This window comes from Neobacillus sp. PS3-40, assembly GCF_030915485.1.
Taxonomy (GTDB): domain Bacteria; phylum Bacillota; class Bacilli; order Bacillales; family Cytobacillaceae; genus JAUZPL01.
In genome coordinates, this window is record NZ_CP133266.1 from 252,767 (window position 1) to 267,379 (window position 14,613).

The 14,613-nt window shown below is 32.5% G+C and carries 21 protein-coding genes; 4 read left to right on the forward strand and 17 right to left on the reverse strand.

Features of this window, described 5'->3' with window-relative positions:
- The first annotated feature begins 559 nt into the window (after window positions 1–559).
- Window positions 560–2,128, forward strand: a complete 1,569-nt coding sequence (locus RCG20_RS01275) for an IS1182 family transposase (protein ID WP_308180416.1) — start codon at window positions 560–562, stop codon at window positions 2,126–2,128.
- Window positions 2,129–2,473: 345 nt separating this feature from the next.
- On the opposite strand, the gene RCG20_RS01280 is transcribed toward RCG20_RS01275, so the two are convergent.
- Together RCG20_RS01280 and RCG20_RS01285 are read right to left on the reverse strand one after the other, a co-directional pair.
- Complete coding sequence (locus tag RCG20_RS01280; RefSeq protein WP_281352374.1) at window positions 2,474–2,605, reverse strand: hypothetical protein; 132 nt, start codon at window positions 2,603–2,605, stop codon at window positions 2,474–2,476.
- Window positions 2,606–2,736: 131 nt separating this feature from the next.
- Window positions 2,737–2,937, reverse strand: coding sequence for a hypothetical protein (locus tag RCG20_RS01285; protein WP_374120501.1), 201 nt, complete (start codon window positions 2,935–2,937; stop codon window positions 2,737–2,739).
- A gap of 314 nt (window positions 2,938–3,251) precedes the next feature.
- Between RCG20_RS01285 and RCG20_RS21705 the strand changes: the two genes are divergently transcribed.
- Entirely contained in the window at window positions 3,252–3,422 is a 171-nt protein-coding gene (locus RCG20_RS21705) for a Spo0E family sporulation regulatory protein-aspartic acid phosphatase (RefSeq protein ID WP_374120502.1), read from the forward strand.
- Window positions 3,423–3,442: 20 nt separating this feature from the next.
- Here RCG20_RS21705 and RCG20_RS01290 read toward each other — a convergent pair whose 3' ends face one another.
- The 6 genes from RCG20_RS01290 to RCG20_RS01315 form a co-directional block, all read right to left on the reverse strand.
- Complete coding sequence (locus RCG20_RS01290; protein ID WP_308182436.1) at window positions 3,443–3,634, reverse strand: hypothetical protein; 192 nt, start codon at window positions 3,632–3,634, stop codon at window positions 3,443–3,445.
- A gap of 32 nt (window positions 3,635–3,666) precedes the next feature.
- Window positions 3,667–3,969 carry an NUDIX hydrolase gene (locus RCG20_RS01295; protein ID WP_308182437.1) on the reverse strand — a complete coding sequence of 101 codons (303 nt, stop codon included), beginning with the start codon at window positions 3,967–3,969 and terminating at the stop codon, window positions 3,667–3,669.
- 150 nt (window positions 3,970–4,119) lie between these two features.
- Window positions 4,120–4,551: a hypothetical protein gene (locus RCG20_RS01300; RefSeq protein ID WP_308182438.1), complete on the reverse strand. Its 432-nt coding sequence runs from the start codon at window positions 4,549–4,551 to the stop codon at window positions 4,120–4,122.
- Window positions 4,548–4,757: a helix-turn-helix transcriptional regulator gene (locus RCG20_RS01305; protein WP_308182439.1), complete on the reverse strand. Its 210-nt coding sequence runs from the start codon at window positions 4,755–4,757 to the stop codon at window positions 4,548–4,550. Before RCG20_RS01305 ends, RCG20_RS01300 begins: the two co-directional genes overlap by 4 nt.
- A gap of 187 nt (window positions 4,758–4,944) precedes the next feature.
- Window positions 4,945–5,724, reverse strand: coding sequence for a class I SAM-dependent methyltransferase (locus RCG20_RS01310; RefSeq protein ID WP_308182440.1), 780 nt, complete (start codon window positions 5,722–5,724; stop codon window positions 4,945–4,947).
- A gap of 197 nt (window positions 5,725–5,921) precedes the next feature.
- Window positions 5,922–6,842: a MerR family transcriptional regulator gene (locus tag RCG20_RS01315; protein ID WP_308182441.1), complete on the reverse strand. Its 921-nt coding sequence runs from the start codon at window positions 6,840–6,842 to the stop codon at window positions 5,922–5,924.
- A 287-nt stretch (window positions 6,843–7,129) separates the two neighbouring features.
- On the opposite strand from RCG20_RS01315, the gene RCG20_RS01320 reads away from it, so the two are divergent.
- A complete protein-coding gene (locus tag RCG20_RS01320) occupies window positions 7,130–7,705 on the forward strand; it encodes an acetylglutamate kinase (protein ID WP_308182442.1) in 576 nt (191 codons plus the stop codon).
- Window positions 7,706–7,904: 199 nt separating this feature from the next.
- Here RCG20_RS01320 and RCG20_RS01325 read toward each other — a convergent pair whose 3' ends face one another.
- The 9 genes from RCG20_RS01325 to RCG20_RS01365 form a co-directional block, all read right to left on the reverse strand.
- Window positions 7,905–8,087, reverse strand: coding sequence for a PspC domain-containing protein (locus RCG20_RS01325; RefSeq protein WP_308182443.1), 183 nt, complete (start codon window positions 8,085–8,087; stop codon window positions 7,905–7,907).
- Window positions 8,088–8,267: 180 nt separating this feature from the next.
- On the reverse strand, window positions 8,268–8,399 hold the full coding sequence (locus RCG20_RS01330) for a hypothetical protein (protein ID WP_308182444.1): 132 nt from the start codon (window positions 8,397–8,399) through the stop codon (window positions 8,268–8,270).
- A 164-nt stretch (window positions 8,400–8,563) separates the two neighbouring features.
- Window positions 8,564–8,701, reverse strand: a complete 138-nt coding sequence (locus RCG20_RS01335; protein WP_308182445.1) for a hypothetical protein — start codon at window positions 8,699–8,701, stop codon at window positions 8,564–8,566.
- Window positions 8,702–8,977: 276 nt separating this feature from the next.
- Complete coding sequence (locus RCG20_RS01340; protein ID WP_308182446.1) at window positions 8,978–9,529, reverse strand: VanZ family protein; 552 nt, start codon at window positions 9,527–9,529, stop codon at window positions 8,978–8,980.
- Window positions 9,530–9,672: 143 nt separating this feature from the next.
- A complete protein-coding gene (locus RCG20_RS01345) occupies window positions 9,673–10,872 on the reverse strand; it encodes a hypothetical protein (protein ID WP_308182447.1) in 1,200 nt (399 codons plus the stop codon).
- A gap of 285 nt (window positions 10,873–11,157) precedes the next feature.
- On the reverse strand, window positions 11,158–11,382 hold the full coding sequence (locus RCG20_RS01350; protein ID WP_308182448.1) for a hypothetical protein: 225 nt from the start codon (window positions 11,380–11,382) through the stop codon (window positions 11,158–11,160).
- A 41-nt stretch (window positions 11,383–11,423) separates the two neighbouring features.
- Window positions 11,424–11,684: a hypothetical protein gene (locus RCG20_RS01355; protein ID WP_308182449.1), complete on the reverse strand. Its 261-nt coding sequence runs from the start codon at window positions 11,682–11,684 to the stop codon at window positions 11,424–11,426.
- 57 nt (window positions 11,685–11,741) lie between these two features.
- Window positions 11,742–12,245 (reverse strand): DNA topology modulation protein, encoded by a 504-nt coding sequence (locus RCG20_RS01360; RefSeq protein WP_308182450.1) that lies wholly within the window; start codon window positions 12,243–12,245, stop codon window positions 11,742–11,744.
- Window positions 12,246–12,395: 150 nt separating this feature from the next.
- Complete coding sequence (locus RCG20_RS01365) at window positions 12,396–12,611, reverse strand: hypothetical protein (RefSeq protein ID WP_308181050.1); 216 nt, start codon at window positions 12,609–12,611, stop codon at window positions 12,396–12,398.
- A 679-nt stretch (window positions 12,612–13,290) separates the two neighbouring features.
- Here RCG20_RS01365 and RCG20_RS01370 point away from each other — a divergent pair.
- Window positions 13,291–14,529, forward strand: a complete 1,239-nt coding sequence (locus tag RCG20_RS01370; protein WP_308182451.1) for an IS110 family RNA-guided transposase — start codon at window positions 13,291–13,293, stop codon at window positions 14,527–14,529.
- Window positions 14,530–14,613 lie beyond the last annotated feature (84 nt).

Sequence of the window (14,613 nt, forward strand, 5' to 3'; positions counted from 1 at the left end):
TTTTTTATTGATATAAAGCGATTTCCGTAATTAATTCTTATTAATTTGTAGCCCAATTTGCATATGAAAATGCAAGGGTACAACAGCCAGTGCCTTACAAATATACTCGCATTTTAATGTGCAAAATAATATACAATTATGTCCTCTAATTAATTAGCTAAGAACCAAAAAAACGTTCCATCTGTTTGTTTTGAACTTGTAAGAATTACTTACAGTTTCAACTCTTCGGATTTACCGAAAAGTTCGAATAAGCCCTTGTGAAATAAGGTTATCATATATTTTTTTACAGTAACTTACTGCATATAACTTAATGTGCAGTGGATTTCTAAAAAGAAAAAAATAAAAATTGTTAAAAAGCATACGTGTGTAAAGGTAATTGAAATGTAATTTAACCAAACAAAAAGAGGCTGGGACAAAACCCACCTCTGAGATGAAAAAGCCGGTGGAATTTTACGATAAGTAAAATTTCACCGGCTTTGATTATTTTCCAATAAAAATAAGGGCCACTTCTGATAAAATAAAGTTACCACACCAAATTTCATCCGAAAGAAGGGTCCTTATGTTCAAAAATTATATCATGAATCAATTAGTTTTGCCTTTAGATTTAGAAGTAAAATTACAAAATAATGATATTGCCTACCATGTCCATCATTTAGTTGAAAGTATCCCTCATGAAGCGTTCGAACCATTTCTTCGAAATGAGGGTTGCCCAGCCTATCATCCACGCATGATGCTTAAAATTATCTTATGTGCCTACACACAATCTGTCTTTTCAGGGCGTAAAATTGAAGCCTTATTAAAAGATAGTATCCGTATGATGTGGCTGGCTCAAGGACATGAACCAAGCTACCGCACAATAAACCGATTCCGTGTTCAATCAGAAGTGAAAGATTTAATCCGCCAATGTTTCGTCCAATTCCGTTGCCAATTGATTGAAGAAAAACTTATCGATCAAGAAGCGGTTTTTATCGATGGCACAAAGATTGAAGCGAATGCGAATAAATTTACGTTTGTCTGGAAGAAATCGGTTGAGAAATATCATCAAAGTTTAATTGAAAAGTCAAATCAGCTATACAATGAACTACTTGAGAACGAAATCATACCTGAAATTAAATGTGAAAGCGATGAACAGTTATCATTGGAAGAGATCGCTCAATTGGTTAAAAAAGTGGACGATGTCGTAACCGAGTATGATAAACAAATTGAAGTATCGACAGACGTTCTAGAACGAAAAGCCTTAAGAAGTGAACGTAAATACCCGAAACAAGTGCGTAAACAGTTGATTGATTTTGTCTTACGAAAACAGAAATACCAACAAGACTTTGAAATATTTGGCACACGTAATAGCTATTCTAAAACAGATCCGGATGCGACATTTATGCGAATGAAAGATGATTATATGCAAAACGGACAATTGAAGGCAGGTTACAATGTACAAATCGCAACGGAAGGTCAATACGCGCTTGCCTATAGTTTATTTTCAAACCCAACAGATACACGTACGTTAATTCCATTTCTAGATGAGATCGAGCAGCATTATTTCGAGTTACCGAAACACATTGTCGCAGATGCAGGTTATGGTAGTGAACAAAACTATAATGATATCCTTTCGAACAGAAAACGAGAAGCACTTATTACGTATAACATGTATTTGAAAGAACAAAAGAAAAAGTATAAACAAAACACATTTAATCCCGACAATTGGCAGTATAATGAAGAAACAGATACATATACATGTCCCAATCAGAAACTTCTTAAATTTCAATATTATTCTATACGTAATGACCGTACAGACTTCCAACGGAAGTTCAAAATCTATGAGTGCGAAGACTGTTCAGGATGCCCGTTCCGTTCATCATGTACAAAAGCAAAAGAAGGAAACAATCGAAAACTAATGGTGAATGAAAAATGGGAACAGCAAAAAGAATATGTAAGAGAGAAGCTTTCAGAAGAGAAAACGAGTGCCATCTATCGAAAACGCAAAATCGATGTGGAACCAGTTTTTGGATTCTTGAAGGCTAATTTGCGCTTCTCTCGGTTTTCTGTACGAGGAAAATCGAAAGTAGAAAACGAAATGGGCCTAGCGTTAATGGCAGTGAATTTAAGAAAATTCACTGCCAACAACTAAGGTAATAGAAGAATTAACACCCCAAAATAGATAAAGGTGAATTTGAGTAAGCTCAAATTCACCTTTCTTACTATTTGAAGCTAGTTATGTCCCAGCCTCAAATAAATATACATTTTGACATACAAATTCAAGTGTAAATTCCAGTTTTGTGATAGGAAACGGAAACCCGTTATCAAAAAATGGGCTTTTTTTATTGTTTGAAATTGGACGTAAGGTATTATTTGTGGTTATACATAAATGATCTTTATGTATAAGGAATATTCCTTCTTCCACTAACCTGACTGTTAGTGAAGAAGCGTTCCTTTTTATTACAGAAACGCACCCTTTAGTTAAAGTGGAAATCTATTATTTTTCTTTTAACTGTTTTAGTAATTCAATTATTTCTTTATTTTGCTCACTTGTTTTTCTTAGCTTCACTTCAATCGAAAAGCATGTAATAACTATCGCAATAACGCCAATTGTTATAATAAATTCCATTCAAATACTCCTCTCACTCAAGCTACTAATTCACCATAAAAATTCCAATCCCCTTCTTGAATTAACCTGCTTCGTTACTTGAATAAAGAATTTGATTAAGGAGTAACCTACCCCTTTTTAGTTGGCATTTGTCAGCCACCTTCAATGCAAGTTTCCGAAGAACTTCCAACAGCATAATTTAATTCTTGAAGAAGAAAGGAAAGATGTTGGTTTCTAACTAATGTTTCCAAAGTTTGTTTCATAATTGGGACATTATATTTTTTGAAAATATCTACTGTAACTTCCCAAACCTCAATAATTGCTTCTGAAGACATATTTGATTGGATGACCAATTTTAACATCCTCCTTTTTATTAAATTCTTGTATTTGTTGAAGTGATGCTTATAAAAAAACAACAGCGAGTAATAGACCTTTACATAACAAAAAGTCACCAATCAAATCGAAATTATCAAACAAAAACAAGAATTTACTTTTCTACACCAAATCAAATGCTTTAAGTTCAATGATTTAAAATTCTTTGATTTTCCTACTTTTTCAGCTCAAACCACCTTTATATCATTGACAAGCATTTACTAAATTGATGGGTTAAAATGGTGCTGTAAAAATTTTGATATTTTTGGAGAGTAATATTATACTTTTAGATTTAATGTCAATACAAGAGCTTGAAGAGACAATTGAATTATTAAGGCAAAAGCTTTTTGGAACTGCATCTTCCAAAGGTTTTTCTGATGAAAGGACAATCATTATTAGCCAGAGCCTTGATTTGTATATAACAAGATATAACAAGTTGATGTGTAGTAAATGTAAAGCATTATAAAATGTTCGTATTGAGAACAATTACTTTCTATCCCATTCTCCTCCACAATCAGGGCATTTCCATTTAACAGTCCTATCCTTCACAACGTCGTATATCCCAATTTTTCTTGTAAAGTGAGTCGCTCCATATGATTCCTGTTGCCCTTGTATTGTTTCTCCCTGGAGATTTGCGTTAAAATATGGAGCAAATTTCCTTACTATTATCCATTTCAACTCCTCCTTAATCCATCTCTATTTTATTAAAGCTACCCGTCACTTTTCAATGAACCAGCAGTAACCTCACCAGTAAAATGAAATAAAATAACTTGATGTTTTATGCTACTGATAAAACTATATATACCAGTTGTGCTATTAAGCTTCACATCAAATCCTGTTTCCTCTTTAACTTTTCTACAAGCTGAATGATGAATGTCTTCACCATATTCAATGTGTCCACTCGGAAAGTTCCATTTATCAATAGCAGTTGGTTTATTTTCTCTAATTATTAACACTTCATCATCTCTGAATATTGATACACTAACTACTAAAATAATCTTATCTTGAGCCATTCTTTTTATCCTAAATTATTTTATTTTATGTTTCTTTCTCTATTTAACTCCTGATTACCTTCTTCTCTCACTCCTGAACCGTTAGTGGAACAACAGAAAAAAGCTCTCCCCTTATTGAAGGAAAGCCCCCGTTAGTGAAAAATCTTCCTTTTATTCATCGGAATTTTCATCTTGTCGTTTTGTTCGTAAATAATAAATATAAATTACTGGCACAAGACCACAAATAAATAATATTCCACCCATAATTACCCCATCAATTAAAGTAAATCCATCAGTAAATGCTACAAACAATCCGACAACAGCAGAAATAATTACTAATACAAACAGCGAAATACTAAGGCTCTTTCTCGGGGATTTTGCATTACTTTCATGGTCTGCACTAATACTCATTGATAAATATGATGAAATAACAGTTGTTATCATGAATACAAGCCATAATGTATTTTCTCTCATGCCATCTAACCCTTTTGTAACTAAGTCATATCCTAAAATTCCAAGAATACCAACTGTTTGAATAATATACGCGATGCGGATGTTTTTTAAATTTTTCAAAATTAAACGTTCATCTTTAATTTTTTTCATTTTTCATCACTCTCCTTTTCTATCCAAAATATTTCATCTAATGTTTTATTAACTGTATAACAAATATCAAGACACAACTTTAAGGTTGGATTATATTTTCCTTTTTCAATTAAACTAATTGTTTGGCGAGTGACACCTATCTTTTCTGCAAGTTGTTGCTGTGTTAAATTTACTTGAATACGAGCAATCTTAATTTTATTTTCCAAATGATGTAATCCCCTCCTCAAAATCATCGTAACATATATATTGCATAATTCAATATATATATTGCATTAATTGCAAAATCATTCTTCAACTATTCTGATCCTTAGTTCAATAAAAAATAAGGTTGCCGCAGCAACCTATTGTTCCACAATATGTACCCGATAGCTCAAGAACATTCCTTCAAATATTTTATTTACGTCCTATATACAAAAAATGTTGGCTTGTACCCATTAAATTTTCATCTGTACTTAGGTAATAACCCATTTCTAACCACTTTCTGTATTCAATTTCCTCTAATTTATTAATCTCGTTTTCCTTACAACCCAGAATATTTTCAATACCTGCAAATATTATTTCTTTCAAACCAAAGCTTTTCATAAAAGCTCTTGCTTCTTTTGAGTCAATAAAATAAGCGGTTGTAAAACCTTCCCTGTCTTTATTTTCTCCATTGTTTAAATAGCCAAGTAATCCGCCAACTGATTCAATTGGAAATAAGTGCAATAAATTATCTTGTATTGGAGCATAGTTAGAAATAAATGATGTAATGATCATTCCATTTGGTTTTAATAATTTTAAAGCTCCTTCAACTGCTTTTCTCCTTTCGGATTCCTTGATTAAATGGTACAACGGTCCCATAAGAAGGATTACATCGTATTGTTGTTCAAATTTATCCAATTTCAATGCATTACCGTATATATAATTCTCTAAGATAATACCTCTTTCATACGATTTTCTTTTTGCAATTTCAATATTTCTATTCGATAAATCAAGCAAAGTAACCTTGTGCCCTTTCTCTGCCAAATACATCGCATACCTACCTGGACCACCACCAATATCAAAGATTTGCAAATTATCGCCTTTTATAAATTCATCTAGATACCGTTTAGTAATGTCAAATTCAATTTTATGACGTTCCAGCCTTTTCCACTCATCGTATTCTGTATCGTACCAATGTTCTATTTCGTTCATTTTTCTATCCCCCTAAAAATCCTCTAACTTTAACAGAATTATAACCCTCGAAGAATTGGAAATTGATCCTGAATATTATACTCCTTTTTTTGTTTTTATTTGTAAATAGTTGTTAGATATTTTTGAACTAAGGGGTGTTAGTTGAATAAGAAAACGGGCGACACTTTTTTAAAATATGCATCGCCCTTTAAAAGATATCAATTTGGACCAAACGTTTTTCCTATTGCGTACTTTGATTTAAAAGTCTTTAAAAAGTTTTCACTAAAATCATTATATTTGCTACTTAAGACTTTCAGATATTCAGAAAAGTCTTCTGGTAGTATATTAGGATTTTCCTTGATATACATAAATAATTTCTTACTCATTTCGTACATCTCAGTATATCCTTCCTGATTTTGTGCTTCTTGAATTCGTCTTTTAATTTCTTCCTTTTCATCTTCAGTAAGATTATCATTGAATGTGTTAACATTATTGACGATATTTTTACTTCGAATCTCGAATTGTTCTATTCCCTCTCGCGAAATCTGTTCGTATAGATGATTTAAAATCTCATTGATTTCATCTGGAAATTGAATGCTTTCAGTTTCGTCAAGCGTGTTTACGAATTTTTTCCAAACCTGTTCTTTCTCCTTGGTATCAATAGGTTCATCAAGGAACGCTCCATACATCACTGCAACTAATTTTCCAAATCCTGAAGGGAAAATTCTTTCTAATTCCTTTTTCATATAATCTTTTGTGGATTTGGCATTCAAATCTAAATAGTAATTTAGCCTATCTAAATTCTTGGTATTTGACGTAGAATTGTCATTCTCTAACAAAGACTTAATGACTTTTTCGGTTTCATTTAATACGTTAATCTTTTCTTTGATTTTTTCCAATTGCTCTACCATAACATTATTAAATGACATTGGTGTGTCAAAGATGTTTTTGATTTTCTGTAATGAAACATCAAGCAATCTCAATGCTTTAACTTGCTTTAACCTTTCTACTTCAGCCTCTGAGTAATTGCGATAAGAATTATCCTCTTCCTTAGTAGGATTGATTAACCCCATCTCTTCATAATAATAAATTGCCTTTCGTGTCAGTCCAGTTTCTCTCATTACATCACTAATTTTCATAATAAACACCTCCTATTCACACCATAATTTATAACCTTGGGGAAAGGTCAAGTAATTTCTAAAAATACTTTGGCTTTCTTCAACTAACCTGAACAGTTAGCACAACAAGTGATTGCCCTTATTGAACAATAGCCCCCTTTAGTTCAATAAGAAATTAATCTGGAACGTAAAATCCACCGATTCTTTTTTGATTTATTTAAAATAAATGAATAACCAATAGTTAAGTACAAGCATCTTTTTAGCTTCGGAATAAACTGAATATGATTTAGAGAGTAGGGGGTGAAAACATGAATAAACCATGGTTCAACCATTCTTGCATTAGTGAACAGGAAGTTCGTTTAAGAAATGCTATGCGTTTAGTTTGGGAACAACACGTGTACTGGACAAGAATGACAATCAATAGCATTGCCTTTGATTTACCTGATTTAGACGCTGTTACCGCACGTCTACTCCGAAACGCTACAGATATGGGCAATTTACTAAAGCCTTTCTATGGAAATAGAATAGCCGCAAAGTTCAGCAATTTAATAAGGGAACACCTGTTAATTGCTGCGGAACTTGTTAAAGCCGCAAAAGCAGGAAATCAAAATGCTGTAGCGGATGCAGAGAGAAGATGGTACGCAAATGGAGAAGAAATTGCCGAATTCCTAAGCAGAATAAATCCGTTTATATCAAGAGATGAATTCCAAGAAATGTTTTTCGAGCATCTGGCACTTACTACTAAGGAAGCATTATTTATACTCCAAAATAATTTTAAATCAAGTATTGCTGTGTTTGATAAAATTGAAGCAGAAGCTTTACAAATGGCGGACACAATAACGAATGCAATTGTGAAACAATTCCCCAGAAAGTTTCAAATATAAGAGTTACTGATTGCACCATAAAATTATTAATGGCACTAATTCAGTGCCTTTTTTATGTAGTTTGTGTGAATTTAAATTGAAATAAACTGCCACTTTAGTTTAAGAAGAAAAAAAGTCACCAAAATAGCAGATGGCTCTTCAACTATTGCACCCATTAGTCGAATAAAAAGTATTTTTTACAAGCACAAAATAGTCTGTTTTAATAGAGTGATGAGTTGTTCTCAGGTAATAAAACAGCAAGAATTAAGTAGATAAAAAAGGAAACGGGAGTAAAAATAAATATTAATCTTACAAGAAAAGGGGAAATACCAAAATGTTCAGCTAATCCTCCGCATACTCCTAATAACGCCTTTTCTTTTGACGATTTTGTTAACCTATTCAATGGAATCCCTCCTTATATCTAAATTATGATTATTCAAAATTGTACCATTTGAGGTTCCTCAACAAAACTATTCATCAGTCAAATAAGTAAACGGCTGTCGAAGCAGTCTTACCTTTGTTGAACTCATGCCCTTGTTTGTTTAAGTAAAATACTTCACATTCTTTCCTTCGAAGAATAAAATTATTTGTTCGCTAAGACACTCAATAAGTCTACAATTTGTGCCAACCAAAGGGCGGAAAATCCCGTGCCAATTGCAATTGCAACCAGTGCTATAACTGTAACCCCTTTTAATGTATTGTTATCAAACTTCATTTATTAATTTCTCCTCCTATTTGGATGATAATTCCATTTTAACATTAACCTCTTTCGTTAGACTATTAAAAAATTTATCACTTCTATTAAGATAACCTGACCGCTACTTGAAGAAGAAAAGTGCATTACTGTTATTCCAGTAATGCACCCTTTAGCTTAAAAATTTATTTAAAAATTAAGTACAAAACTATTGCCCCAACAATGATTATTCCACCAATTTTTGGACTGCCGTAAAATGTTCTGTTCCAACCATCATCTGTTTCTATTTTGCTTTTATCTTGGTTCTTCTCAACTTTTCTCATTGTTTGCATCCCCTGATATGTTAATATTCACCTTTTTTAAAATATATTACGAATTAAGAATTTTAAAGTTTCAATTTCCAAAAGCTTATTCAACTAAACTGGGCAGTTTAGTTAAACAAAAAAGGTGATGGTTGCAGCTGAAAACCCACCTTGTAGATTAATGTAAAAAACGTAATTTTTAGTTTACATTGATTTATTTAATCTCTATAACCGTATCCAATCAATTTATGTGATTTTATGTCTGCATAAACTGCAAACCCACCTACTGTTGGATTATCATTTGAAGGAAAGTCCAAAGAAAGTCCCTAACACATTACAAATAACATCGTCAATATCTACTGTACGTGTCATTCCTAATCCTAATTGTAGTTCTACAAACTGTAAACATTCAACACATAAAGAAACAAAGAGTCCAATCATTATCGTATATTTTAGCCCTTTGAACTTTCTCCATAATATAGGCATAAGAAATCCCAAAGGCATAAGCATTAAAATATTGCCTCCTTCGTTTTTCACTATTATCTTAATCATAAATAGTGAATCTCCACTATAAGCTGTTCCTACTTGATTAATATCGCCTAATATCGAGATAAGAGGAATGTAGTTTAAAAACCTATTAGTGAATTTTTCATGAGGAACCCCTATTTCTAAAGGGAACAAAGTCACTGAAATAACCATCAGTATGTATAAAACAAACAGAAACCTTATCAATTCCTTAAACAAAACCAACGGCCTTTTATGTTTCCGTTTTAATGCCAGTATTATTACTCTCACAACTATGTAACATATAAAACCAAAAACAATAACTATATCTCCATTAAATCTCAAAAAAACCACCCATACCTAATTCATCAAAATCGTTACCAAGGTTAAATGTAATAATCATAACTAAACTGCCCGTTTACTTAAAGAAAAAAAAGGGCGTTACCATTGTTCAAGTATTGCCCCCTTTAGTTCAATAAATATTGGTCCTAATTCACATATAGATGCAAAACATCTTCCTGCTTCTCATATCTTCCGTTTATTACACCTATACCATCAACTGTAAGTGAATCAATATTTTCAATGGGATTATCCTTTAATATCAGATGTAATTTAGTTATATTTTGGAGTCCGCCTTTACAATAGGCTATAACAGATTGTTGAATTAGATAGTCTGCATTGTTAATTTCTACTTTTATAAAGTTCTTGTGTAAAAGCCTATCTTCAAATTGAACAATATTCATCGGATCAAAAGATTTAGCAGTTATTTCACCTTCAATAAATAGATTAATTCCTTTTTGCTGCTCAAAGTTTTCAAATGTAATTTTCCTATTTTGCCTAACAAAATTAATTATTTCCTCTGTTTCGGGACTTATTTCCACATCACTTATTTTTTCAGAGTTATCGGAAATCTGTTTTAATAAATCGTATAGTGTTTCTTCTTTGCCCCAAAAACCTTCCTTCCAACTTGGCAAAAAATCATCAAGTAATAAACACATAACCAAACCTGAACTATAACAACTCTTCCGTATATATGAAGTGGATTCATATTTGTCAATAAGGTGCTGCCCATATTTTCTTAAAATGGAATTGTACTCTAAATTACATTTTTCGGAGAAAGCCTTTAGTTCAACATACCACGCTGGTCCTTCAATTGTTTCAATTGAATTTTCGTATAATAAATAGTTATTGATTTTGGTAGCCCTTTTTTCTCTTAAGGTAATAAAAGTATTAAGATATTGTTTCTTTTTAATAAAATTATTTTCTAACATTGCACTAAAAAGGGTAGCTCTTTCCTTATTTCGTAATTCCACATTTTCTCTTGTTAACGGATATGTGATTCCCAGAATTTCATTTACAAACCGTTCTTCCCCTTTAACATATTGAAAACCATGAAATAATTCGTGTACGAGATTAGAATATAAACTTGCGTAATCCTTGTACAATTCTAGATTCACGATTGCCGTTGGAAAATTATCATAAAGAATGAGTGTACAACCTATAAATTGTTCATCCCACTTTAATATTTGATATTTGTCCTTTTGAATTTTTGTCATTCTAGGATGGTTGAAAAGATAAACATAACTCTTATCATATAATGCGTAAGCAACCGATTCAAAACTAAACCAATAGTTTTTCAAATTCGCATTTACTATGTCTTTGCAAATACGGTTAAGATAAATATCCATCGTTTTCATCCCTTATATAAAAATTTATAACTTCTAAATTCTCTAAAGGATTAAATCCTCCTTCTACTAAAAGTGAACTTATTCAAGTTAACTGACGGATTGTATAAGAAGAAAAAAGCATTACCGTTATTCCAGTAACGGCCCCCGTTAGCTTAAGTATGATCTTTCGCAATATTTCAAGTAGTAATCTCTATTGTAATAAAGTTTCTTGTGTTCTCTTCATTTTTGGCTCGGTTTAAAGGTATATTTCGACTAATAAAAGAAAAGATACTTAACTCCATTTAGTTAAAAAAGGGAATATATTTGAATTGCCAATATAATAGTTAATGCAATGATACCAATAATCAATACTATTTTTCCGTAACGAATTGCACCTTCAGACACTTCAGGTTCCTCTTTATACATCCATCTTCTTCCCCATAATAAACTATCCTCAGTGCACAGATAAGTCCAAATTAATACCGCATATAAAGGAATCAATATAATAACAAGCAGAAAAGTGTCGGCCAACTTTATCCCTCCGTAATGCCCCCGGCTAGTTCAAAAAGAAATTATTCCATACTCTTACCTTGACTAACCACCTTAATTAATTTATCAATTTTTTGATTTCTCTCTTGGTCTGATTTTGTTTTTGTATTAATGAATTTAATTACTTTATTTACAAAATAAATACCAAAAACGCTAAGAACGAAATATAAAATAATAGGTAAAAAGGCCAGAACAACAAATCCACCATTCATTACTGTTAATAATATAAGAGAAAGAAACAACCCACCTTTAATACCCATTTCAAACCACATCGCCTTTTCCATTTGCAAAAATGCTTCTTTAAGTATTGCCTCCTTTAGTTAAACAAGAAACAATAGTCATTATACTTTTTCTAAAAAATTTTCAACATCTTTTGTTGATTTTAAGATGATAACTTCTTTTTCTTTAGAAAGCTGTTCAAGTCTCTCTAAAATTTTAGGGCTTTTCGTCTTTGGATATTCCCATATCCATTTAAAAAACTCAAAAGAAAATCTCTCTTCACAACCTTCTCCCATATCTGGTCGTGTCTTATTTCGGTATTTAAGCATTCTTTTAAATGCACGATAAACGCAAATTGTTCTCGAAATATCAAGAAAGATTATTGTATCAGCTGCATTCAGTCTTATATCCATTGTCCCACCATAATTCCCATCAATAATCCATTCGTCCTTTTTAACTAAATCATTTTGAACTTTTATTTGTTCATCTCTCGGAACACCTACCCAATTAGGCTTCCAGAATAATGCATCAAGATGATAAATGTTTATTTTTAACTTTTCTCCTAATTGCCTTGCCAAAGTAGATTTTCCTGAACCTCCAGAACCAATAAGTACGATTTTTTTCATTTCATACTTCCCTTTTCAAAGTGAATTAATTCCATAAAAAAATAATATTTCCTTCTTCGATTAACCTGCTTAGTTACTACAATAAGAAAAAAAGAGCTTGCCGCAGCAACCTTTGTTAAACGAAAGCCCCCGTTACTCGAATAAGAATTTTTATTGAAGTCCATATTTTAGTATCTGATGTCGAATAACCTCGTTGCCAAATGTGAACCAAAATAAAAGGAATAAAACTATAACGCCCATCGCCAGACTAAACCAAGCAAAGTATTTATTTTCCTTATTTATTATGGGGGAGAGCACAATCAACAATGACCCAAAAGCAAGGGTTATTACAACCGTAAGCTGTCCTGTTAATGTTTCAAAAATCATATAATCCCTCCCATATCCCAAGAATATCTTAACATTATTTTCCAGAATAATCCTGAGACGTTACTTTAATAATAAATATTACAAAGTAGACTGCTGATGCATAAAAAAAGACGGGTTTACCGTCTTTTAAGGATTAATTGTACTAACGAATGTAAAACAAACAAGCCTAATCCGACAAGAATTATAGTTAAAATTAACCCAGGAATACCTATGTTACTAAACATAATAAAAACCACCACCTATCAAAGTTCAACGGTAAAAAAAGGAATGTTTACCTTATAGTAGATTAATAATGGAAAAATAGTCAAGAATATTCTGTCAAAACAATAAACATTTTATAGAATATGGTTCTTCTTTAAGTAACCTGACCGTTAGCACAATAAGAAAACGGGATCGCCGCAGCCATCCCATCTTTAACATAAGCACCCCGTTCGTAATATAAGGTTAGCCAGATTTTTCTGGTTGACCTTTTTTCATATGGTCTTAATATAACGGTAGTCGGGGTAGAACGTCGCACCCGTGGGATTTAATCCCGTCAGCTAAACTGTTCACCCCCTACTTGTATAAACATGTTTCAGGCTGGTTGGGACAACGCTCCCGTTTAACAAGCGAACCTATGACATTACAAGAAGCCCTAGGGGATACCGACTAATATTGCATTACTAGGAGGAGATAAAGTATGAATCCAGTCATTGGTCTGGATGTTTCAAAAGGGGAAAGTCAGGTACAAGCATTTTTAGATAAAGGCAAACCTTACCGTAAGAGTTTCAGTATTAAACATGATCTTGAGGGTTTGGGGAATTTATTAGAGTTCCTTCAAGAAGTTGAGAGATCTGCAGGTGGTCATCAACCTTCGGTCGTTTTAGAATCAACAGGACACTACCATTTTCCTGTAATTCAATTTCTTGAGGAGCAAAATTATGTTTATATTGTTGTCAATCCTCTTATCTCACATCGAGCCAAAAGTTCGAGTTTACGAAAGGTAAAAACAGATGCAGTTGATGCTTATCACCTTTGCGAACTATTTTATAAAGAAGAGTTAGAGCCTTATAAAAAAAGAGGAATTCAACTATTAAACCTTCGTAATCTAACAAGACAACAAGAAAGTATTGCAGAAGTATCAGCACAGACTAAAATACAATTGCATACCCTTTTGGATCAGGTATTTCCTGAATATAGAGGAGTTTTTGGAAGCTTATATTCAAAGGTCTCATTGCTTACATTATTAGCATTTCCTACTTCAGAAGCAGTGTTAAGTGTGAGTGAAAAAGAAATAACAGAGAAAATATCTTCACTATGTATGAGTCGTTCGGATGCATGGGCAAATGAAAGGGCCAAAAAATTAAGAGAAGCAGCCCTTCGTAACCCATTTCAAAACAACCTGTACCAGAGTAACATTTTTAATCTCGAGTTATTAGTCAAGATTGTTCTTCAATACCAAGAGCATCTATCTAAGATTGCAGATGAAATAGATGCCCTCGCAAAAGAAATTGAAGAATATCATATACTCCAGACTATCCCTGGAATCGGAGAGAAAATCGCCGCCACGATTATTTCCGAAATTGGTGAGATAGATCGGTTCAATAATGCCAAAAAGCTTGTTGCATTCGCTGGAGTAGATCCAAGTGTTTACTCTTCTGGTAAGTTTACAGCATCAGTAAATCGAATTACCAAACGAGGTTCTTGTAGGCTTCGTCATGCCTTGTACATGGCTGTTCAAAGTGGTATTCGTGATGCCCGTAAAAAGAAAACGACTGATGAAATCATCGCACGCAATAAAAGATTAAGAGAGTTTTACGATAAGAAACGTGAAGAAGGAAAACCCTTCAGAGTAGCAGTTATTGCATGTGTTAATAAGCTCTTACATTGGATTTTTGCCTTACTAAAAAGCAGGACTACTTTCCAAGATATAGCTTAAAAACTATATCTAACTAAATACAACAAAACCTTCCAAAAAGACATAACGGAAGGTTATTTGGCATGAACATTTTTAGTATATCAT

Excerpts from the sequence above, each read along its gene's own strand:
- RCG20_RS01315 (WP_308182441.1), bottom strand. The coding sequence starts at position 6,842 with ATGAAAATTAGTGATGTAATGAGAGAAACTGGACTGACACGAAAGGCA.
- RCG20_RS01335 (WP_308182445.1), bottom strand. The coding sequence starts at position 8,701 with ATGAGAAAAGTTGAGAAGAACCAAGATAAAAGCAAAATAGAAACAGAT.
- RCG20_RS01310 (WP_308182440.1), bottom strand. The coding sequence starts at position 5,724 with ATGAACGAAATAGAACATTGGTACGATACAGAATACGATGAGTGGAAA.
- RCG20_RS01370 (WP_308182451.1), top strand. The coding sequence starts at position 13,291 with ATGAATCCAGTCATTGGTCTGGATGTTTCAAAAGGGGAAAGTCAGGTA.
- RCG20_RS01280 (WP_281352374.1), bottom strand. The coding sequence starts at position 2,605 with ATGGAATTTATTATAACAATTGGCGTTATTGCGATAGTTATTACATGC.
- RCG20_RS01345 (WP_308182447.1), bottom strand. The coding sequence starts at position 10,872 with ATGGATATTTATCTTAACCGTATTTGCAAAGACATAGTAAATGCGAAT.
- RCG20_RS21705 (WP_374120502.1), top strand. The coding sequence starts at position 3,252 with ATGTCAATACAAGAGCTTGAAGAGACAATTGAATTATTAAGGCAAAAG.
- RCG20_RS01320 (WP_308182442.1), top strand. The coding sequence starts at position 7,130 with ATGAATAAACCATGGTTCAACCATTCTTGCATTAGTGAACAGGAAGTT.
- RCG20_RS01295 (WP_308182437.1), bottom strand. The coding sequence starts at position 3,969 with ATGGCTCAAGATAAGATTATTTTAGTAGTTAGTGTATCAATATTCAGA.
- RCG20_RS01360 (WP_308182450.1), bottom strand. The coding sequence starts at position 12,245 with ATGAAAAAAATCGTACTTATTGGTTCTGGAGGTTCAGGAAAATCTACT.
- RCG20_RS01275 (WP_308180416.1), top strand. The coding sequence starts at position 560 with ATGTTCAAAAATTATATCATGAATCAATTAGTTTTGCCTTTAGATTTA.
- RCG20_RS01330 (WP_308182444.1), bottom strand. The coding sequence starts at position 8,399 with ATGAAGTTTGATAACAATACATTAAAAGGGGTTACAGTTATAGCACTG.
- RCG20_RS01300 (WP_308182438.1), bottom strand. The coding sequence starts at position 4,551 with ATGAAAAAAATTAAAGATGAACGTTTAATTTTGAAAAATTTAAAAAAC.
- RCG20_RS01365 (WP_308181050.1), bottom strand. The coding sequence starts at position 12,611 with ATGATTTTTGAAACATTAACAGGACAGCTTACGGTTGTAATAACCCTT.
- RCG20_RS01355 (WP_308182449.1), bottom strand. The coding sequence starts at position 11,684 with ATGGAAAAGGCGATGTGGTTTGAAATGGGTATTAAAGGTGGGTTGTTT.